This is a genomic window from Streptosporangium sp. NPDC023963, assembly GCF_040639135.1.
In the GTDB taxonomy this organism is placed as follows: domain Bacteria; phylum Actinomycetota; class Actinomycetes; order Streptosporangiales; family Streptosporangiaceae; genus Streptosporangium.
The window spans coordinates 39554-59568 of record NZ_JBEZZK010000027.1; the positions used below are offsets into that span (position 1 = coordinate 39554).

Sequence of the window (20015 nt, forward strand, 5' to 3'; positions counted from 1 at the left end):
GGTTTGGACGCTCAGGCTCGGGTGATCGTCAGGGAGCTACTACTACTTGACGATCGAGCCGGACCACACCGCGGCGGCCTTGGTGTAGATGGCCGCGGTCTCACCGTCGAAGTACGGCGAGGTGATGAGGTCGTAGCGGCCGTTCTTGTCCTGGTCACCGAAGAGGCTGGTGACACCGTTGACGTAGCCCAGACGCTTGGCGTTGCTGTACTTGGCGAGCCAGGGGCCACCGTCGGCGCCGGGGGTGAAGGAGCTCTTGAGGCCAACGTGCTCCTCAACCTTCGAGGACGCCTGCACGTAGGTCTTGCCGGTGGTCTTGCCGTAGGTCCACTTCGGCGTAACGCCGGTGTAGGCCTTGTTGCCGTCGGGGTGCGCGTCGGCCGGGTAGCCGAACGCGAACACCGTCTGCTCGGGCTTCTGGTTCCAGGTGAAGCCCTGGCCACCGACGTTGTCGCCGAGCTTGCCGGCGTCCTTGATGAAGCCCTCGACGATGATGAAGGTGTCCTTGAGGTACTTCGTCGCCTTGGTCTCCTTCACCCACTTCTCGAGGTAGTAGTGGGTGATGGTGTAGTTGCCGACCGCGTCGATCTTGCGGTAGCCCGGGCCCGTGTAGGCGTCGTAGACGGCCTTGGTCACGTGCTCGGTGACGGTGTAGTCCTTGTAGCCCTGGCCGACACCGCTGGGAGCGGCCTCGTACTGAGCCTTGGTGACCTCGTCCTGCACCTTGACGGCCTTGTACTCCTTGCCGTCAATGACTTCCTTCCAGTCCGGGCCGACCAGGACCTGGGAGCTCTCCTCCTTGGCGTAGCAGTCGGAGGTCTCCTTCCCGTTGAAGTCCTTGCACTCCTCGTACTGGGTCTTGCTGATCTCAGTGGTCTTGACGACCTTGGGACCGACGAACTTGTCGTACTCGTCCTTGGTCACGGCCTTGCCGGTGCCGCCACCGATCTGGACACCGTTGTACACGGTCACGAACGCGTAGTCGCGGTCGTAGTCCTCGTAGTTGGCGAAGTCGTAGTGGGTGTAAGCGGTCTTACCCACGTAGATGCCCCACGGGGTCTTGCCCTGGTAGTAGCCGGGGACGAAGACCCAGTTGTCGGCGACGCTGGCGTTGGCCTTGTCGTCGTACACGCAGTGACCGGCCGTGGCGACCAGGTTGCGGTACTTGGACTGGATCGAGGTGGCCGAGCACCACTTCAGCTGGTTCTTGTCGTCGACGAAGAACACCTTGCCGATGGACTTCGGCAGGTTGATGTTCTTGACCTTGGAGACGGTCTTCTTCTCTTCGCCGATCGGGGCGACGATGCCGGGCTTGCCGTCGGGGGCGTAGCCGCCACCCACGTTCAGCGTCGGCGTGGCCTTGGTCTCCCAGGTGTAGGGAGTGGCCTTGGCCAGGTTGTTGGTCTCACCGTTGGCCGCGAGCCAGAACTCGGCGACGTCGACCGCGGACGGAGCGTCCTTGGCCATCGTGTCGTAGGCCCAGTCCGGAACAGCGTTGGCGGTACCGGCCAGGCCGGCGGCCAGCAGCCCGGTGGCCAGAATGGCGCCACCGGCGGGGAGGAGGATGCGCTTCAAGGGGAGCTCCTTGGTCTGATGTGGAACGCTTCTTGCGTCCCATGCGTCAGTAAAGGGAATGCCAGAAACATACAGCGCCGATCTTGAGCATCGGAAGCCGCTTCGGGGATCAAAGACCCCCATGATCACGTCGATGCCATTCCGTGATGTTTGAAGACCCCTGATACCGATGTTGCGATTGAGGGGACGCTGCCGTGTTTGTGCAGATAGGCATATGCTTGTGATTGAAGTGACGGATGTGTTGTGACCGAACCAGTGCATTCCGTTACCGATCACATGTGATGCAGATCACATCGATTCGATGGCACCGATTTCGCCGGAGCCACGTCTAAAGAGCCGTCGATCCGGGATTCGGGTTCACGGCAGGGCCGGACAGCACGCGAGACACACGCCGAACAGGTGCGAAACGGACGCGGAAAACCGGCGTGAGCGCCCTCTCCCCCTCCTCGTGCCTCCTGCGGGAGCTTGATCCTTTCGCTGCCGGACGCCGGCCACAGGAGCGGTGTCTCCCCGGTCTGGAAGATCTGATCGCGTCTGAGGGCGCGACATGGCGGCACGGAAGCGAGGACGGGTCACCGCCCGCGGATGCGCGAGACGCCGCGGGCGACACGTCCGTGATCTCCTCAGGCGTGGCGCCGCCGAGACCCCGGTGAGTGACACCGCCACAACGTCGAAGGGCCCGGCACATGCCGGGCCCTTCGACGTACGCGCAAAGCCGGTCGCCGCTCGCGCGACGATCCCCGGTGGGGAATGGCCGAAGGGGCCCGGCTGGTGCCGGGCCCCTTCGGGTGGAGCTAAGTGTTGCTGGTAGTGCTGTGAGTCTGAGGTTTGGACGCTCAGGCTCGGGTGATCGTCAGGGAGCTACTACTACTTGACGATCGAGCCGGACCACACCGCGGCGGCCTTGGTGTAGATGGCCGCGGTCTCACCGTCGAAGTACGGCGAGGTGATGAGGTCGTAGCGGCCGTTCTTGTCCTGGTCACCGAAGAGGCTGGTGACACCGTTGACGTAGCCCAGACGCTTGGCGTTGCTGTACTTGGCGAGCCAGGGGCCACCGTCGGCGCCGGGGGTGAAGGAGCTCTTGAGGCCAACGTGCTCCTCAACCTTCGAGGACGCCTGCACGTAGGTCTTGCCGGTGGTCTTGCCGTAGGTCCACTTCGGCGTAACGCCGGTGTAGGCCTTGTTGCCGTCGGGGTGCGCGTCGGCCGGGTAGCCGAACGCGAACACCGTCTGCTCGGGCTTCTGGTTCCAGGTGAAGCCCTGGCCACCGACGTTGTCGCCGAGCTTGCCGGCGTCCTTGATGAAGCCCTCGACGATGATGAAGGTGTCCTTGAGGTACTTCGTCGCCTTGGTCTCCTTCACCCACTTCTCGAGGTAGTAGTGGGTGATGGTGTAGTTGCCGACCGCGTCGATCTTGCGGTAGCCCGGGCCCGTGTAGGCGTCGTAGACGGCCTTGGTCACGTGCTCGGTGACGGTGTAGTCCTTGTAGCCCTGGCCGACACCGCTGGGAGCGGCCTCGTACTGAGCCTTGGTGACCTCGTCCTGCACCTTGACGGCCTTGTACTCCTTGCCGTCAATGACTTCCTTCCAGTCCGGGCCGACCAGGACCTGGGAGCTCTCCTCCTTGGCGTAGCAGTCGGAGGTCTCCTTCCCGTTGAAGTCCTTGCACTCCTCGTACTGGGTCTTGCTGATCTCAGTGGTCTTGACGACCTTGGGACCGACGAACTTGTCGTACTCGTCCTTGGTCACGGCCTTGCCGGTGCCGCCACCGATCTGGACACCGTTGTACACGGTCACGAACGCGTAGTCGCGGTCGTAGTCCTCGTAGTTGGCGAAGTCGTAGTGGGTGTAAGCGGTCTTACCCACGTAGATGCCCCACGGGGTCTTGCCCTGGTAGTAGCCGGGGACGAAGACCCAGTTGTCGGCGACGCTGGCGTTGGCCTTGTCGTCGTACACGCAGTGACCGGCCGTGGCGACCAGGTTGCGGTACTTGGACTGGATCGAGGTGGCCGAGCACCACTTCAGCTGGTTCTTGTCGTCGACGAAGAACACCTTGCCGATGGACTTCGGCAGGTTGATGTTCTTGACCTTGGAGACGGTCTTCTTCTCTTCGCCGATCGGGGCGACGATGCCGGGCTTGCCGTCGGGGGCGTAGCCGCCACCCACGTTCAGCGTCGGCGTGGCCTTGGTCTCCCAGGTGTAGGGAGTGGCCTTGGCCAGGTTGTTGGTCTCACCGTTGGCCGCGAGCCAGAACTCGGCGACGTCGACCGCGGACGGAGCGTCCTTGGCCATCGTGTCGTAGGCCCAGTCCGGAACAGCGTTGGCGGTACCGGCCAGGCCGGCGGCCAGCAGCCCGGTGGCCAGAATGGCGCCACCGGCGGGGAGGAGGATGCGCTTCAAGGGGAGCTCCTTGGTCTGATGTGGAACGCTTCTTGCGTCCCATGCGTCAGTAAAGGGAATGCCAGAAACATACAGCGCCGATCTTGAGCATCGGAAGCCGCTTCGGGGATCAAAGACCCCCATGATCACGTCGATGCCATTCCGTGATGTTTGAAGACCCCTGATACCGATGTTGCGATTGAGGCGAGCTCGGGTCGTTTCCGCAGATAGGTAGAGCCCTGTGGCTAAAGTGGCCGGTGTGGTGTGTTTGAGCGGTCACGATGAGCTATGACCTTCATGTGACGCAGATCACACCGATTTGATGGCACCGATTTCGCGGCAGGCACGTCTAACGCGCCCGTCCGCGACCGGGAAGGCCCTCCGCGCCACCCCGTGACACGCCTTCCCGGCCCCGGAAACCGGCCTCTTCGCCGCGGAAACGCCCGGAAACAGGCGCGGGACCCGGCGCCGCGCGCCGGGTCCCGCCTACGGTGCGTGGGCCGAGGGAGTCCCTCGGCCCACGATGTACGAGTTACCTGTAGAGCTCGCCGTTCGGGCCGACGATCCTGCCGGACCACACGTTGGCGGCCTTGCGGTAGACCTCGGCGGTCTCGCCGTCGAAGTACGGCGAGGTGATGAGGTCGTAGCGGTCGTTCTGGTCCTGGTCGCCGAACAGGCTGGTGACACCGTTGACGAGGCCCAGGCGCCGGGAGCTGCTGTACTGCGAGATCCAGGGGCCGCCGTCGGCGCCCGGGGTGAAGGCGCCCTTGAGGCCGACGTGCTCCTCGACCTTCTCCGCGGCCGAGACGTACTCCTTGCCGGAGGTCTTGCCGTACACGTACTTGGGCGTCACGCCGCTGTAGGGCTTGTCGCCGTCGGGGTGCGGGGCCTGGGGGTAGCCGAAGACGTAGACGGTCTTGCCGGTCCTCTGGTTCCAGGTGAAGCCCTGGCCGCCGACGTTGTCGCCGAGACGGCCGACGTCCTTGGAGAGCAGGATGTAGTAGTGCGAGCCACGTGACCACTTGGGTCCGGTGAACCCGTTGTACTCGCGCCTGGTGACCTGCTTGACCCCGTTGAAGGCGACGCCGTTGTAGACCGTGACGAAGGCGTAGTCCTTGTCGTAGTCCTCGTAGTTGGCGAAGTCGTAGTGCGTCCACGCCGACTTGCCGACGTAGATGCCCCACGGGGTCTTGCCCTGGTAGTAGCCGGGGACGAAGACCCACTTGTCGAGGGTGTCGCTGTTGCTGCCCGGGTCGTAGACGCAGTGCCCGGCCGTGGCGACCACGTTGCGGTACTTGCCCTGGATCGAGGTGGCCGAGCACCACCGGTACTGGCCGTTGACGACGAAGAACACCTTGCCGATGGTCCTGGGCAGGTTGACGTTCTTGACGATGCCGGACGGGGCCTTCCCCGAGCCGGTCGGGCCGACGCTGCCGGGCCTGCCGTCGGGGGAGAAGCCGCCGCCGACCTTCATCTTCGGCGCCCCGGGGTCGGGGTTGTAGACCGTCGCCTTCTTGAGGGCGGCGAAGTTGGAGGCCGCCCAGAAGTCGATGACCGAGACCGCCGAGGAGTTGTTCCTCGCCATCGGGTCGGTCGCCCAGTCGGGGGCGGCCTGGGCGGTGCCGGCCAGGGTGGTGGTCAGCAGGGCGGTGGCGGCTGCGGCGCCACCGAGGGGGATAAGAGAGTGCTTCACTGCAGGAGCTCCTTGCGCTGCAACGTTCCCGGACATCCGGGAACTGCGGGACGACAAGCTACGAACCTATGCAGGGATCGTCGGAGCAAACACCGCATAAGAGTCCCTTAAGGATCTCTTAAGACGGCTTTATGATCGGGGCGCCTGCTGGGTCGCGGCCCAGTGATAGACGACGTAGGTCGACGCGATGAAGTACGGGGAGGAGATCCTGTCGTACTTGCGGTCGGTGTTGACGTCCCAGGCGAAGCTGTTGACGCCGTTGAGATAGCCGACGGAATTTTTGTTGTCGTAGAAGACCAGCCAGGGGCCGCCGCTCGCGCCGTTGGTGAACGTGCAGGCCAGGGCGACGCCCTGCTCGACCAGGCGGGTGGGGGCCTTCACCCTGATGGTGAGCCCGCGGCACGACTTCAGCTGCTGGCCGTTGTAGGGCCTGCTGCCGTCGGGGTGTGGGGCGGCGGGGTAGCCGAAGGCGAGGGCGGACAGGCCGGCGCCGCGGTTGGTCGTCAGGCCCTGCCCGCCGACGTTGTCCTCCAGGCTTCCGACGCTCTCCATCTCGTAGCTGCCGGACGTCTTGCCGGCCTTCCATTTGAAGCCGTCGTGCACGGTGACGAACGCGTAGTCGTAGTCGTAGTCGCCCCTGCCGACGAAGTCCTCGTGCAGGTTGAGCGAGTGACCGACGTAGATGCCGTACGGGGTGTTGCCCTTGTCGTAGCCGGGGATGAAGATCCAGTATTCGGCCGGGTTGCCCGTCTTGGCGTCGTAGGCGCAGTGCCCGGCCGTGGCGACCAGGTTGCGGTTGGCCGCCGCCACGGAGGAGGCGGAGCACCAGTAGTCCTTGGCGCCGATCCGGAAGAACACCTTGCCCACGGTCACCGGCGAGCTGCCGGAGGCCGGGGCCCGCTTCTTCGGCAGGGTGGGCTTGACGACCGGCGCGGAGTTCCTCGACGTGGTGGCGCCCTTCGCGCCGGAGGCCGTGCCCGTCTCCGCGGCGAGGGCCGCCGTGGCGGCGGACGCCGAGGTGGCGGACGCCGCGGCGGCCGTGGCGCTCCCGGCCGTCGCGCCTCCTGGGGTGGCCGTCGCGGCGGGCGACGCCGAGGCCGGGGGGCCGTCGTTCTTCATCTCGGGCGCGGCGGGGACGTTGTCCATGGCCTGCTTGAGCCTCGCCGGACTCCAGTACTCGGCGACCTGCCGCATGTCGGCGCTGTTCTTGGTCAGGGTGATCGAGGTGATCCCGTTGGGCACCCCGTCCAGCGGGGTGGCCGCGGCGCTCCCGGCGAACGCGGACGTCATGGTCACACAGGCGGCGACCAGCCCGCCGAGTGTGGCCGCGATCCGCCGAGCGCGGGAGGACATGGGGGTTCCTTTCGGGGACCGTGACGTTCAGGTGACTATTGGAGGCTCAAGGGATGATTTTTCCAGATCAACTTAGTTTTGGGCAGTTCGTTGGACCGATCCGCTCATACTCTGTTACCTGATCAGTATGGTCGAAGGTGTATAAGCACCCCGTGAAGCCAAGAAGGGACCCGGTGCGCACCGGGCCCCTCCTCGTTCACGAAACCCGTGTCTAGGCCGGGAGCTTCCCGGTCCAGAGGTTGGCGGCGTGCTTGTAGATGCCATACGTGTCACCGTTGAAGTACGGGGTGGTGACGCGGTCGTAGCGCTTGTTGTCGTCGCTGTCGATCGTCAGGCTCACGACACCGTTGAGGTAGCCGGTCCGCTTGCTGTTCTTGTACTGCAGCAGGAAGGGGCCGCCACTGGCACCCGGGGTGAAGGCGCACTTGATCGCCTGGTGCTCCTCGGCCTTGTAGGCCGACACGACGGGCGCGGCGCCGGTCGTGCCGTAGCACCACTTCTGGGTGTGACCGGAGTACGGCTTGTCGCCGTCGAGGTGGGCCGAGGTCGGGTAGCCGAACGTGAAGACCTTCTTGCCCAGCTTCTGGTTCCAGCTGAAGCCCTGGCCGCCGACGTTGTCGCCCAGGCGGCCGGCGTCGGCCACCGTCGAGATGTAGTGACGGAAGATCACGTACTTCACGGACGCGGTCTTCTTGATGTACTTCACCACGAAGTAGTACGTGATGGTGTAGTTGCCCTGGGCGTCGATCTTCCGGTAGCCGGGACCCTTGTAGGCGTCGTACTCCGTCTTGGTGACGTTCTCGACGCGGGTCTCGACCTTGGAACCGGCCTTGGGCCAGTCGTCCTGCGGCAGTACCTGGCCCTTGAGCGTGACCTTGTCGTCCTTCAGGCCGTAGACCTCGCCGGTGACCTTCTCCCAGGTCCACTTGTCGGTCTCGGCCGCGACGGCGAGGGCGCCCTTGTACTGCGGGCCGACCTCGTCCTCGGAGGAGACGTTCTCGACCTTGCCCAGGCCGCCCCTCTGGGTCCACTTGTCGTAGGTCTCGAAGTCGACCGTGGTGGCGGCCTCGCGGCCCACCCCGCCCTTGTCCACGTGAGCCTTGAAGGTCTTGTAGTCGACCTCCTTCTCGGGCTGCTGCTTGATGCCGTTGTAGACGTTGACGAAGGCGTAGTCGTAGTCGTAGTCCTCGTAGACCGTGAAGTCGTCGTGGGTGTTGACCTTGGCGCCGACGTAGATGCCCCAGGGAGCCTTGCCCTGGTAGTAGCCGGGGATGAACACGAAGTTGCCGAAGGGCTTGTTCGTGTCGGTGTCGTAGACGCAGTGGCCGGCGGTGGCGACCAGGTTGCGGAACTTCGACTGCACGGAGGTGCCGGAGCACCAACGCTCCTTGCCCTTGTCGTCGACGAAGAAGACCTTGCCGACGGTGATCGGGAGGTTCACGTTCCGCGACTTGCCGGCGGTCTTGCCGCCCTCGCCGGTCGGGGCGACGACGCCGGGCTTGCCGTCGGCGGCGGCCCTGGCGGCACCGGTCTTGTTCAGCTTGGCGGAGACGGTGGAGTCGGCGAGGTAGGTCGTCGCCGACTTCAGCTTCGAGGCGGTCCAGTAGCCCGCGATGGCCTTCGCGTTACCGGAGGGGGTGAGCGCCGACGACTTCACGTCGGGATCGGCCGTGCTCGCCTGGGCGGTGGCGGGGAGGGAGGCGCCGACCACGGTGGCGGCGGCGAGGACGCCGCCGAGGGGAAGGACGAGGCGCTTGGCTCGGGAGTTCAATGGAGCTCCTTCTTTGTCATGAGTCACTCGGGACGCAACCCACGCATGCGTAAAGAGACAAGAGGTGACCGTACTCGGCAAAGATGGGTTAAAAAGCTATAAATCGGGCAAGCGGTCGGACCGTTATGTTTTTGTTACTAAATCCGTGGAACCGGGAATCCTCGGGCTCCGTCTGATCTACCTGAACTTGATCGAGGAGTCCCCTGCGGGTCATGTGACCGTATGAACTGCGGAAACACCCAGGCTTGTCGGTGTCCCGCGGGAGCGTCCGGGGGCAGGCTGAGCCGGCATCCGCGTCACACGTCATCGGGGGATCTCATGCGGCGTCTTCTCTGCCTGGCCGTTGTCGGCCTCTTCCAGCTCTCAGGTACGGCCGTGGCGTCCACGGTGCCGCCTCGCGACCCCGGCCCGGGGTGGCAGGAGACGAGACCGTACCCCCGTCCCGGCGACTCGGGGCCGCAGGTGACGAGGCCGCTCCCGCTCCATCCGGGCGGGCCCGCCCACGTCATGACCGGGCCGATCGAACCGTTTCCCGGTGTCAGGCCGCCGCGCAGCGCCAGGGCGCTCGTGCTGAGCCTCGCGCGCGGAGACAAGCCCCTGCCCGTGGCGGGCCACGCCCTGCTGCTGTGCGACCGGCCCGGCGGCACCCACCCCGACGCGGTCCGCGCCTGCGAGGCGCTGGGCGAGGTGCGGGGCGATCCCGCCAGGCTCAGGCCGAGGACGGGCGTGGCGTGCACGCTGCAGTACGACCCGGTCACGGTGACCGCCGTCGGGATCTGGAACAACCGTTTCATCCGGTTCGAACGCACCTACGGCAGCCCCTGCGCGCTGCGGGCCGCCACCGGCACGGTCTTCGCCCTGGGAGGCGATCCCCGGAGGCCGGGATGGAACGTCCCGGACACGGTGACGGCCCTTCCCGGGCCGCTGCCCGGAACGCTGCCCGGAACGCTTCCCGGGCCGATCCGGCGGCCGGGTTCGTAGCCGTCCCCGCCCTCTCCGGGAAAGGGCCCGGTCCTGGGACCGGGCCCTTTCTCGCTCACTGCTCGCTCACCGCTCTTTCGCCGTGGCCGGCCGAATGGCCTTACGGCCGGCCCGTGGCGCGGGTCAGCTGGTCCAGCGGTTGGCCGCGGCCTTGTAGACCTTGTAGGTGTCGCCGTTGAAGTACGGCGAGGAGATCTTGTCGTACCGGTCGTTCTTGTCGGTGTCCCAGGCGATGCTGTTGACGCCGATCAGGTAGCCGGTCCGGCTGGAGCTCTTGTACTTGTAGAGCCAGGGGCCGCCGCTCGCGCCCGAGGTGAAGGCGCACTTGAAGCCGATGTGCTCCTGGACGTTGTACTTCGGCGCGGCCGGCATGGCGCCGGTCTTGCCGTAGCACCACTTCATCGTGCGGCCGGAGAAGGGCTTGTCGCCGTCGGGGTGCAGGCCGGCCGGGTAGCCGAAGGAGAAGACCGTGTTCTTGACCCTCTGGTTCCAGGCGAAGCCCTGGCCGCCGACGTTGTCGCCGAGACGGCCGACGGTCTTGATGACCGGCTTCCACTTGTTGTCCTTGTCCTTCTCCCAGCTCACCTTGAACCCGGAGTGGACGTTGACGAAGGCGTAGTCGTAGTCGTAGTCCTCCTTCACCACGAAGTCGTCGTGCGCGTTGAACCACTTGGCCGCGTAGATGCCGTAGGGGTTCTTGCCGTCCCACGCCTGGTTGCCGTCCCAGTAGGACGGGATGAAGATCCAGTTGTCGTAGAACTGGTTGGTCTTCACGTCGTAGACGCAGTGCGCGGAGGTGGCGACCACGTTGCGGTACTTGCCCTGGACCGAACTGCCGGAGCAGTACTTCCAGCTCTTCGGGTCCGACGGGTTGGCGCCGGGCAGGGTGAAGAAGACGCGCCCGACGGTGTTGGGCAGGTTCACCTGCTTGCTCTTGGAGGACTTGGTGCCCTCCGCGCCGATCGGCGGGACCGACCCGCCGGGGCCGTCGGGGCCCGCCGCGCTGGAGGCCTTGCCGCCCCTGACGCTCAGGTCGAGGTCGCCGGTGGCGTCCGTGGCCTTGCGCATCCGCTCGGGCGACCAGAAGGAGGTGGCCTGGTTGGCCGTCTCCGAGGCCTGGGAACTGACCACGTCCTTGGGGGCCGTACCGGCGTTGGCACCGGTGGTGGCGCCGATCACTCCGGCGATCATGAGAACGCCGGTGAGGGGGATCGTGAGGCGCCGTGCTCGGGAATTCATGAAGCTCCTTTCGTTCTCAGCGCGGAGACGGGACTTCTCCTCGCCGGGAAAACGATCGGAACGTTACTGACTGGATCGAGCGGTGGGCAGGAATTGACGGGAAAAAGTCTGAGACGGTTCCATCCGATGCTGTCTTGTTATTTAAATAGCTATTTGTTATAGCTTAACGAATAAGCATTTCCGCAGCTCATAGCGGTTGTGGTGCGATCTCAGTGGCATCGCCGTCATCACTGGTAACAGCGATTACCGAGGGTTCCTCGAGCAACTCCGACACCTTTGGAATGTCGGGTGCGATGACGTTCTCGACGCTGTTCCACGGCGTCCCATGGTCATTTTCCACGAGGCGGTCACGGGTGCGGGCAGCCGAAGACCCGGGTGCCGGAATCTGGGCGCCGCGACACGGACGTCGCGGTGTGACGGCGCCCTCTCCCCGGGGCATCGATTCTGATTCGTGACGGTACTGACGCGGACGCCGAGACCGCCGGACCCCGAAGATGGGGCCGAGAACCGTACCTTCTGCCGGGAGGCGGCCGAGGACGTGGCCGGTGGTCAGCACGACATCATCGAGGTGAGCTCCCGGAAGGGGCCGTGGCTCTGGATCGGCGTCGCCGCGCTGGTGGCGCTCGTGGCGTGGAACCTGACGACGGGCCGGGAGCGGCCGGACACGATCTCGCCGTCGTTCCCGCCGCCGGCGCCCACCCGGGCGGGGACCGTCGCGGAGCAGGTCCCGAACGTGCTCCACCCGGGATTCCGTCAGAAGGGCGGCAGGGAGATCCTCGACGTGGTCTTCCCCGACGGCTCGGCGGCGGAGGTGGGCTACCCGGTGGAGCTGGACCTGGCCGGACTGGGGGTCCGGCCCGCGATGTCGGGCCGGCTCGACGGAGACACCGGCCCGCACCGGCAGCTGACCGTGCCGTCGGGAGGCCCGGCGGGTGTCGCCCGGGGACAGCCGATGATCAGACAACTGACCAAACGGGTCACCCTCTGGCATCCGATGAGCCCCGCCGAGGGCGAGGTGCTGCTGTTCGCGTTCGACCCGTGGTTCGTGGCGCTGCGCGATCTCAAGGACGGCATGCCCTTCGAGCAGCGCATGCTCTGGGCGCGCAACCTGCGCGGCAAGGTGACCAAGGGCGGCTACCTCGTGCTCGACGCCACACCCCCGGTGCGGCTGGCCACGCAGGGGGAGATCCTTGACGGTGAGCCGCTGGGACCGCAGCTGTGGTTCGGCGGGGCCAGGGAGACGCTGCTGGTGCTGGCTCCGGTGCCGGGCTGCGACGTCGCGTCGATCGAGCTCTCCGTCATCGAGCAGCGGCGCCGCTTCTCCGCGGAGACCTGCCAGGACGGCGTGTACGTCGCGGCCTCGGGGGAGCAGGGACACGTCGAGAGGACCATGGCGGGCATAACCGTCAGGCGGACGACGTAGCGGCGGCCCGCCCACCGTGATCGTCGCGCGGAGGGCGTGAGGTGCGGTCCCGTTCGCCGCGCGGAGGGCGTGAGGCGCGACCCCGTTCGCGGTGATCGTCGCGCGGACGGCGTAGGGTGCGGCCATGTTCGCTGTAACCGCCACGCGGATCGATCCCGACAATCCCCTGGCCGGACTCACGCTCGGTGAGCGCCCGGAACCCGAGGTTCCCGACGGGTGGGCCACCGTCACGGTGAGGGCCGCCTCGCTCAACCACCACGACCTGTTCAGCCTGCGGGGGACGGGCCTTCGCCAGGAGCAGCTCCCGATGGTGCTCGGCACCGACGCCGCCGGACTCGACGAGGACGGGAACGAGGTCGTCGTGCACTCGGTGATCGGCAGCGGTGCCGACGAGACGCTCGACCCGAAGCGCTCGCTGCTCTCGGAGAAACACGACGGCACCTTCGCCGAGCGGGTCGTCGTGCCCCGTCGCAACCTCGTGCCCAAGCCCGCCGCGCTCAGCTTCGAGGAGGCCGCCTGCCTGCCGACGGCCTGGCTGACCGCCTACCGGATGCTGTTCGACAAGGCCGGGCTCGAGCCGGGCTCGACCGTGCTGGTCCAGGGGGCGGGCGGGGGCGTGGCCACCGCGCTGATCCTGCTGGGCAGGGCCGGGGGATACCGGGTCTGGGCGACCAGCCGCTCGGAGAAGAAGCGGGCGCGGGCCCTGGAACTGGGCGCCGACCAGGTCTTCGAGAGCGGTGCCCGGCTGCCCGAGCGGGTCGACGCGGTGATGGAGACCGTCGGCCAGGCCACCTGGGGGCACTCGCTGAAGGCGCTGCGCCCCGGCGGCCGGATCGTGATCTCCGGCGCGACCAGCGGTGCCGTCCCGCCGGCCGACCTGAACCGCGTCTTCTTCCTGCAGCTGTCGGTGATCGGCTCCACCATGGGCACCCGCGACCAGCTGGGCAGGCTGGCCCGCTTCCTGGAGCAGACCGGCACTCGCCCGCTGATCGACCGCTCCCTCCCGCTGGCCGAGGCCCGCGAGGGCTTCGCGGCCATGCACGAGGGTGAGCTCTTCGGAAAGGTCGTCTTCACCCTGCCGGGATGAGCCCGGCGGGCGCCTTACGAGGCGTCGCCGGGATCACCGGAGCGCGTCGCGGATGCGGCGGGCCGCGTCGTACAGGGCGTCCTGGGCGGTCGCCAGGGTCTCCTCGCTGACCTGCGCGGCCGCCGCGTCCCTGCGGACCTCCTCGACGAACTCGGCCAGCATCTGCCCGAGCCGGGCGTCTCCGGCGCGTGATCCCTCGCCGGTGAAGCCGTCGGCCCAGACGCGCTTCCACTCGTCCTTCCACTCGCCGGTCTGGCGCTGCCACTCGCGCTTCTGGCGCTGCCACTCCGTCTTCTGCTCGCGCCAGGCCCTGCGCGGGTCCTGCTCGGGGCTCTGACGCACCTCGCGCGCCATCTGGGTGAGCTCCTCGCGCAGCGACTTGACCGTGTCGCGCACGTCCTCCTTGACCTCGCGGGCGATGTCGCGGACGGAGTCGGAGATCTCCTGCTCCAGGTCGGCGAGCTCGTCGAGCCGCTCGTTGAGCTCCTCGCGGCCCCGGTCGCTGATGGTGAAGACCTTCTTGCCGTCCACCACCTCGTGGGTGACCAGGCCCTCCTCCTCCAGGCGGGCCAGGCGCGGGTAGATCGTGCCGGGGGACGGGGAGTAGACGCCGAGGAAGCGATCCTGGAGCAGCCGGATCACCTCGTAACCGTGGCGCGGGCTCTCCTCCAGCAGCTTCAGGAGATAGAGCCGGAGCCTTCCGTGGCCGAAGACCGGGCTCATGCCGGGACTCCCTTCAGAAGAGTGACGTCGGCGGAGACGGTGTTGGCCGTCAGTGACGCCATGCCGCCGCCGATCCGGCCGCCCAGCGTCTTCGCGCCGGGCTGGGCGGAGTGGTCGAGTTCGGGGAAGGCGGCGTCGAGCCTGCCGGAGGTGGAACGGAACTTGACATCGGTCTGGACCGTGTGCGGGAGCCGGAGCACGATGTCGCCGGAGACGCTGTTCATCGTGACGTGACCGGTCGGCGGGAGCTCCAGATCGGCGGTGATCCGGCCGGAGACGGTGGTGACGCTCAACCGCCGGGGCGTGCCCTGGGCGACGGTGAGATCGCCGGAGACGCTCTTGAACGACAGGTCGCCGACCAGGCCGCGGCTCTCCACGTCGCCGGAGACGGTGTCGGCGTTGATCTCGCCGCTCACCCCGTCGAGCACGATCCCGCCCGAGACGCTCCTGACCGAGGTGCGGCCCTCGAACCCGGCGACGACCGCGGACGCGGAGACGACCCCCACGTTGATCGGGCAGTCCTTCGGCACGGTCAGCGCGAGCGTGGCCCGGCGGCGGCCGGGGCGCAGCCAGCCCAGCAGGCCGTCCCAGGTGAGGTCCTTGTAGGTGACGGTGAGCGTGCCGTCGTCGTCGTGGGTGACGAGCAGCGGGGGGTCGTCGACCTCGGTGACCTCGAGCCTGGGAGGGCCGTCGCTGGCCAGCACCGCCAGCTTCCCCGCCACGATGCGCACGTTGAGTTTCCTGACGGAGTCGAAGGTGAGCTGCTCCGGCTTGTCGATCGTCCATTGCCGCATGTGTATGACCTCCTTGTCCTGAACACGATATGTCGCGTTAGCCGGAGGGTCAAGATATATCGCGTTTTTCTCAGTCGTCCTCGTCGTCCAGCCGGGCCAGCCAGGTGGCCAGCCGTTCCACCGGCGTCTCGAAGTCGGGGTTCAGGTCGACGAACTCGCGCAGCCGCTCGGCCAGCCACACGACGGTGACCTCCTCCTCGCCCCGGCGGGCGACGAGTTCCTCGATGCCCCGATCGGTGAAGTACATCGCGTTCTCCCTTAACAACGCTGACGACGCTGTGGTCGTGCCCGCGATCTCGTGATGACGCTCGCGGCAAACGGGGAAGTCCCCCGCAGAGGCTCCTGCGGGGGACTTCCGTGGTGACGCCTGCGCGGACCGGCCGAGGCCGGTCGCCTAGTTGAAGATCTCGCCCAGCATCTGCTGCAGCTCCGCATCGTGGGTGGAGTGCGAGCCGGTCGCCGGCGAGGAGTTGGCCTTGCGGGAGACCCGCTTGATCGAACGCCCGCCGAAGACCCCAGGGTTCTCGGCCATCTTGAGAGCCAGGAACGGCCACGGACCCATGTTGAGCGGCTCGTCCTGCGCCCACACCAGCTCGATGTCGGCGGAGTAGCGACTCAGCTCGGCCTCCAGCGGATCGGCGGGGAACGGGTAGAGCCGCTCGAGGCGGACGATCGCCACGTCGTTGCGGCCATGCTTGTCGCGGGCCGCCGCCAGGTCGTAGTAGAGCTTGCCGGAGACCAGCACGACCTTGCGGACGCCGGCCGGGGGAGCCGTGATGTCGCCCAGCACCGGCTGGAACGACCCCGAGGTGAAGTCGCTGACCGCCGAGATCGCCGCCTTGTGCCGCAGCAGCGACTTGGGCGTGAACACCACCAGCGGGCGGTGCCGGTTCGACAGCGTCTGCCAGCGCAGCAGGTGGAAGTAGTTGGCCGGCAGCGTGGGCTGCGCCACGGTCATGTTGTCCTGGGCGCACATCTGCAGGAAGCGCTCGATGCGGGCCGAGGAGTGGTCGGGCCCCTGCCCCTCGTAGCCGTGCGGCAGCAGCAGGGTGACGCCGGAGCGCTGGCCCCACTTCTGCTCGCCCGACGTGAGGTACTCGTCGATGATCGACTGGGCGCCGTTGACGAAGTCGCCGAACTGCGCCTCCCAGGCGACCAGCGCCTCGGGCCGCTCCACGCTGTAGCCGTACTCGAAGCCGAGCGCGGCGTACTCGCTCAGCAGGGAGTCGTAGACGTAGAACTTCGTGGTGCCCTGGTTGAACGTCTTGAGCGGGGTGTGCTCCTCGCCCGTGACGCGGTCGACCAGCACGGCGTGCCGCTGGGTGAACGTGCCGCGCCGCGAGTCCTGGCCGACGAGGCGGACCGGGTGGCCGTCGATCAGCAGCGACCCGAAGGCCAGGGTCTCGCCCATGCCCCAGTCGACGCGGTCCTCGGCGACCATCTGCCCGCGGCGCTGCAGCACCGGCAGCAGGCGCGGGTGGACGGTGAAGCCCTCGGGCATGTTGAGCTGGGTCTCCACGATCCGCTTGACGGTCTCCTCGGAGACGGCCGTCTTGACGTCCTCGTGCGACCAGGGGACGGTCTCCATGTCGACCGGGCGGGAGAACTCGCCCGTCGGGTCCTTGGCCGCCGCGCGGGTCTCGGCGAAGGCGTTCTCCAGCTTGGCCTGGTAGTCGCGGAGCGCGCCCTCGGCCTCCTCCACCGTGATGTCGCCCCGGCCGATCAGCGCCTCGGTGTAGAGCTTGCGGGTGGAGCGCTTGGCGTCGATCAGGTCGTACATCAGCGGCTGGGTGAAGCCCGGGTTGTCGGACTCGTTGTGCCCCCGGCGCCGGTAGCAGATGAGGTCGATCACCACGTCCTTGCGGAACGCCTGGCGGTACTCGAACGCGAGCCTGCCGACCCGGACCACGGCCTCGGGGTCGTCCCCGTTGACGTGGAAGATCGGGGCCTGGATCATCCGGGCCACGTCGGTGGCGTACACGCTGGAGCGCGAGCTGGCCGGGCTGGTGGTGAAGCCGACCTGGTTGTTGACCACGATGTGCACGGTGCCGCCGGTGCGGTAACCCCGCAGCTGCGACAGGTTGAGCGTCTCGGCCACCACGCCCTGGCCCGCGAAGGCCGCGTCGCCGTGCACGAGCACCGGCAGGACGGTGAAGCCCTCCTCGCCGCGCTCCAGGAGGTCCTGCTTGGCGCGGACCACACCCTCCAGGACCGGGTCGACCGTCTCCAGGTGGGAGGGGTTGGCCACGACCGAGGTCTTGAGCTTGGAGCCGTCGGGCGAGACGAAGTCGCCGCTGGCGCCCAGGTGGTACTTCACGTCGCCGGAGCCGTGGGCGCTGCGCGGGTCGATGTTGCCCTCGAACTCGCCGAAGATCTGCCCGTACGACTTGCCGACGATGTTGGCCAGCACGTTGAGGCGTCCGCGGTGGGCCATGCCGACCACGGCCTCGTCGAGCCGCTCCTCGGCCGCGGAGCTCAGCACCGAGTCGAGCAGCGGGATCAGCGACTCGCCGCCCTCCAGCGAGAAGCGCTTCTGCCCGACGAACTTCGTCTGCAGGAACGTCTCGAACGCCTCGGCGGTGTTCAGCCGCTCCAGGACGCGCAGCTGCTCCTCGCGGTCGGGCTTGGCGTGCGGCCGTTCGATGCGCGCCTGGATCCAGGCCCGCTCCTCGGGGTTCTGCATGTGCATGTACTCGACGCCGATGGTGCGGCAGTAGGAGTCGCGCAGCACGCCGAGGATGTCGCGCAGCTTCATCAGGGGCCGGCCGCCGAAGCCGCCGGTGGCGAACTCGCGCTCCAGGTCCCACAGGGTGAGGCCGTGCGACTTGATGTCGAGGTCGGGGTGCTTGCGCTGCTTGTACTCCAGCGGGTCGGTATCGGCCATGAGGTGGCCGCGGACCCGGAAGGCGTGGATCAGCTCGATGACGCGGGCCGACTTCGCCACGTCGTCGTCGTGGGTGGTGGAGATGTCCTGGACCCAGCGGATCGGCTCGTACGGGATCCGGAGGGCCTCGAAGATCTCGTCGTAGAAGCCGTCCTCGCCGAGCAGCAGCCGGTGGACCTGCCGCAGGAAGTCACCCGACTGGGCGCCCTGGATGATGCGGTGGTCGTAGGTGCTGGTGATCGTCATCACCTTGCTCACCGCGAGGCGGGAGAGCGTGTCGGGGGAGGCCCCCTGGTACTCGGCGGGGTACTCCATCGCGCCGACGCCGATGATCGTGCCCTGTCCCGGCATCAGGCGCGGCACCGAGTGCACGGTGCCGATGGTGCCCGGGTTGGTCAGCGAGATCGTCGTGCCGCTGAAGTCGTCGACTCCCAGCTTGCCCGCCCTGGCCTTGCGCACGACCTCTTCGTACGCGACCCAGAACTGGCGGAAGTCCATCCCCTCGGTCGCCTTGATCGACGGGACCAGGAGCTGGCGGGTGCCGTCGCTCTTGGCGACGTCGATGGCCAGGCCCAGGTTGACGTGCTCGGGCTTGACCAGCACCGGCTTGCCGTCGGCCTCGGCGTAGGAGTGGTTCATCTCCGGCAGGACCTTGAGGGCCTTGATCACGGCGTAGCCGATGAGATGCGTGAACGACACCTTGCCGCCGCGACCGCGCGACAGGTGGTTGTTGATCACGATCCGGTTGTCGATGAGCAGCTTCGCCGGGACCGCGCGCACGCTGGTCGCCGTCGGCACGACGAGGCTGGCCTCCATGTTGGCCGCGGTCCTGGCGGCGGCGCCGCGTAGTCGGACTTCCTCGGCACCGGCGGCGGCGGGCAACTGCGTCTCCTGCTTGGGTTGGGCCGCCGGGGCGGGCTTGGCCGCCGCCGGCGCTGGGGTCGTCGCCGCGGGGGCCGGGGTGGCCTGAGCCGCAGCCGGGGTGGCCGAGGGCGCAGCGGGGGTCGGTGGAGCGGGCGCGGCGGCAGCCGCCCCCGGGGGTGCGGCGGCACGGCCGGACCCCGAATCAGGGCTGTAGTCGGCAAAGAAGTTCCACCAGGCCCGGTCGACCGACTCGGGGTCCTGGAGGTACTTCTGGTACAGCTCGTCGACAAGCCATTCGTTCTGACCAAAGGCTGCCAGCGGGTTTGTCCGCGACGACTCAGACGACACGGCGGAAATCGCCCTCTTCCGCAGATCGGCGTTGATGATAGAGAACCTGTCCAAGGCTACTCGCCTCGGCTCGGACCTGCGCCAGTCTGACGACAGCTTCCTTGCCGATCCTCTCAGCAAGGGTTAAAACGGTCAGTCACCGGGTAACTGTTTACCCGCTCAGGCCCTGGTCAGCCTGATGTGGCGGGCCTGATCAGCCCGGCCAGACCAGCCGGGACTCCACCCGTATCCCCGGGGTGACATCTTCGAGCAGCCCGACCAGCTCGTCCCCGGCCGCGCGCAACTCCTCCAAGGACAGGGGATCGAGCCGCTCCAGCAGGAACAGCGCGTCCGTCGTCTCCTCGGTGATGCGGGTGCGGACGCACTGCCGCCAGTTCCAGCGGCGGCAGGTGACGCCCGTGTCGTCGCGCCAGACGACCTCGCCGGCCTCCGGGTGGTCGATCGCGGGCTCGCCCTTCTCGATCACCTCGAACGGCTCGTCGCCGCTCGCGCGCACCAGCCTCGCCGTCCCCTCGTAGCGGGCCAGGTCCTCCCCGCCGATCGGCAGGCCGTGCCTGATGCTGATCGCGTTGTAGGCGTCGACCGCCCGGTTGATCTCCGGCGGCGGCATCCGCCTGACCAGCGCGTCCACCGACGGCCTGGTCCGCTGCGGCTTGGCCCCGAACCCCCGGTAGGCCTCCCGCCACGCCTCGATCCTCGGGTCGTCGACCGCCACGGCCTTCTCCGCGGCCTCCGCCAGCCAGGCCCGCGACCTGTCGTCCGTGGGCCCGTTGCGCAGCCCGTACACCTCCATCAGCAGCACCCCGAAGTCCGGCCTGAGCACGCTGACGGCGGGGTCCACCCGGATGTCCTCGATCACGGCCCCAGTTTAGGGCGCCCACGACCACCGGCCTTGTGATTT

General features: G+C 67.5%; 14 protein-coding genes. 3 read left to right on the forward strand and 11 right to left on the reverse strand.

The genetic code is table 11. The annotated features are described in order from the left end of the window. Nucleotides 1-42 precede the first annotated feature (42 nt). The 5 genes from AB0F88_RS42640 to AB0F88_RS42660 form a co-directional block, all read right to left on the reverse strand. Nucleotides 43-1575, reverse strand: a complete 1533-nt coding sequence (locus tag AB0F88_RS42640) for a hypothetical protein (RefSeq protein ID WP_362697786.1) — start codon at nt 1573-1575, stop codon at nt 43-45. 867 nt (nt 1576-2442) lie between these two features. Beyond that, the gene (locus tag AB0F88_RS42645) at nt 2443-3975 is read right to left on the reverse strand and encodes a hypothetical protein (protein WP_362697786.1); all 1533 of its coding nucleotides are present in this window, start codon (nt 3973-3975) and stop codon (nt 2443-2445) included. A gap of 511 nt (nt 3976-4486) precedes the next feature. Beyond that, entirely contained in the window at nt 4487-5647 is a 1161-nt protein-coding gene (locus tag AB0F88_RS42650) for a hypothetical protein (RefSeq protein WP_362697789.1), read from the reverse strand. A 129-nt stretch (nt 5648-5776) separates the two neighbouring features. Beyond that, nucleotides 5777-7000 (reverse strand): serine protease, encoded by a 1224-nt coding sequence (locus AB0F88_RS42655; protein WP_362697792.1) that lies wholly within the window; start codon nt 6998-7000, stop codon nt 5777-5779. A gap of 211 nt (nt 7001-7211) precedes the next feature. Then, on the reverse strand, nt 7212-8771 hold the full coding sequence (locus AB0F88_RS42660) for a hypothetical protein (protein ID WP_362697795.1): 1560 nt from the start codon (nt 8769-8771) through the stop codon (nt 7212-7214). A gap of 318 nt (nt 8772-9089) precedes the next feature. Between AB0F88_RS42660 and AB0F88_RS42665 the strand changes: the two genes are divergently transcribed. After that, on the forward strand, nt 9090-9752 hold the full coding sequence (locus tag AB0F88_RS42665; RefSeq protein ID WP_362697798.1) for an SSI family serine proteinase inhibitor: 663 nt from the start codon (nt 9090-9092) through the stop codon (nt 9750-9752). Nucleotides 9753-9875: 123 nt separating this feature from the next. Here the strand turns inward: AB0F88_RS42665 and AB0F88_RS42670 are convergent, their stop codons facing one another. After that, nucleotides 9876-10991: a serine protease gene (locus tag AB0F88_RS42670; protein ID WP_362697801.1), complete on the reverse strand. Its 1116-nt coding sequence runs from the start codon at nt 10989-10991 to the stop codon at nt 9876-9878. A 451-nt stretch (nt 10992-11442) separates the two neighbouring features. Here AB0F88_RS42670 and AB0F88_RS42675 point away from each other — a divergent pair, with 451 nt between their 5' ends. Both AB0F88_RS42675 and AB0F88_RS42680 read left to right on the forward strand, forming a co-directional pair. Beyond that, nucleotides 11443-12414 carry a hypothetical protein gene (locus tag AB0F88_RS42675; protein WP_362697804.1) on the forward strand — a complete coding sequence of 324 codons (972 nt, stop codon included), beginning with the start codon at nt 11443-11445 and terminating at the stop codon, nt 12412-12414. A 124-nt stretch (nt 12415-12538) separates the two neighbouring features. Then, complete coding sequence (locus tag AB0F88_RS42680) at nt 12539-13501, forward strand: zinc-binding dehydrogenase (RefSeq protein ID WP_362697807.1); 963 nt, start codon at nt 12539-12541, stop codon at nt 13499-13501. Nucleotides 13502-13534: 33 nt separating this feature from the next. On the opposite strand, the gene AB0F88_RS42685 is transcribed toward AB0F88_RS42680, so the two are convergent. From AB0F88_RS42685 to AB0F88_RS42705, 5 genes are all read right to left on the reverse strand, one after another. After that, nucleotides 13535-14224: a helix-turn-helix transcriptional regulator gene (locus AB0F88_RS42685; RefSeq protein ID WP_362697810.1), complete on the reverse strand. Its 690-nt coding sequence runs from the start codon at nt 14222-14224 to the stop codon at nt 13535-13537. Continuing rightward, nucleotides 14221-15018, reverse strand: a complete 798-nt coding sequence (locus AB0F88_RS42690) for a DUF4097 family beta strand repeat-containing protein (RefSeq protein ID WP_362697813.1) — start codon at nt 15016-15018, stop codon at nt 14221-14223. Before AB0F88_RS42690 ends, AB0F88_RS42685 begins: the two co-directional genes overlap by 4 nt. A gap of 70 nt (nt 15019-15088) precedes the next feature. Then, entirely contained in the window at nt 15089-15265 is a 177-nt protein-coding gene (locus tag AB0F88_RS42695; protein ID WP_329094229.1) for a DUF6104 family protein, read from the reverse strand. Between the two features lie 147 nt (nt 15266-15412). After that, nucleotides 15413-19114: a multifunctional oxoglutarate decarboxylase/oxoglutarate dehydrogenase thiamine pyrophosphate-binding subunit/dihydrolipoyllysine-residue succinyltransferase subunit gene (locus AB0F88_RS42700; RefSeq protein ID WP_362697816.1), complete on the reverse strand. Its 3702-nt coding sequence runs from the start codon at nt 19112-19114 to the stop codon at nt 15413-15415. Between the two features lie 193 nt (nt 19115-19307). Beyond that, nucleotides 19308-19973 (reverse strand): phenylalanine--tRNA ligase beta subunit-related protein, encoded by a 666-nt coding sequence (locus AB0F88_RS42705; protein WP_362697819.1) that lies wholly within the window; start codon nt 19971-19973, stop codon nt 19308-19310. Between the last annotated feature and the right edge of the window lie 42 nt (nt 19974-20015).

Excerpts from the sequence above, each read along its gene's own strand:
- AB0F88_RS42680 (WP_362697807.1), top strand. The coding sequence starts at position 12,539 with ATGTTCGCTGTAACCGCCACGCGGATCGATCCCGACAATCCCCTGGCC.
- AB0F88_RS42670 (WP_362697801.1), bottom strand. The coding sequence starts at position 10,991 with ATGAATTCCCGAGCACGGCGCCTCACGATCCCCCTCACCGGCGTTCTC.
- AB0F88_RS42695 (WP_329094229.1), bottom strand. The coding sequence starts at position 15,265 with ATGTACTTCACCGATCGGGGCATCGAGGAACTCGTCGCCCGCCGGGGC.
- AB0F88_RS42690 (WP_362697813.1), bottom strand. The coding sequence starts at position 15,018 with ATGCGGCAATGGACGATCGACAAGCCGGAGCAGCTCACCTTCGACTCC.
- AB0F88_RS42665 (WP_362697798.1), top strand. The coding sequence starts at position 9,090 with ATGCGGCGTCTTCTCTGCCTGGCCGTTGTCGGCCTCTTCCAGCTCTCA.
- AB0F88_RS42685 (WP_362697810.1), bottom strand. The coding sequence starts at position 14,224 with ATGAGCCCGGTCTTCGGCCACGGAAGGCTCCGGCTCTATCTCCTGAAG.
- AB0F88_RS42655 (WP_362697792.1), bottom strand. The coding sequence starts at position 7,000 with ATGTCCTCCCGCGCTCGGCGGATCGCGGCCACACTCGGCGGGCTGGTC.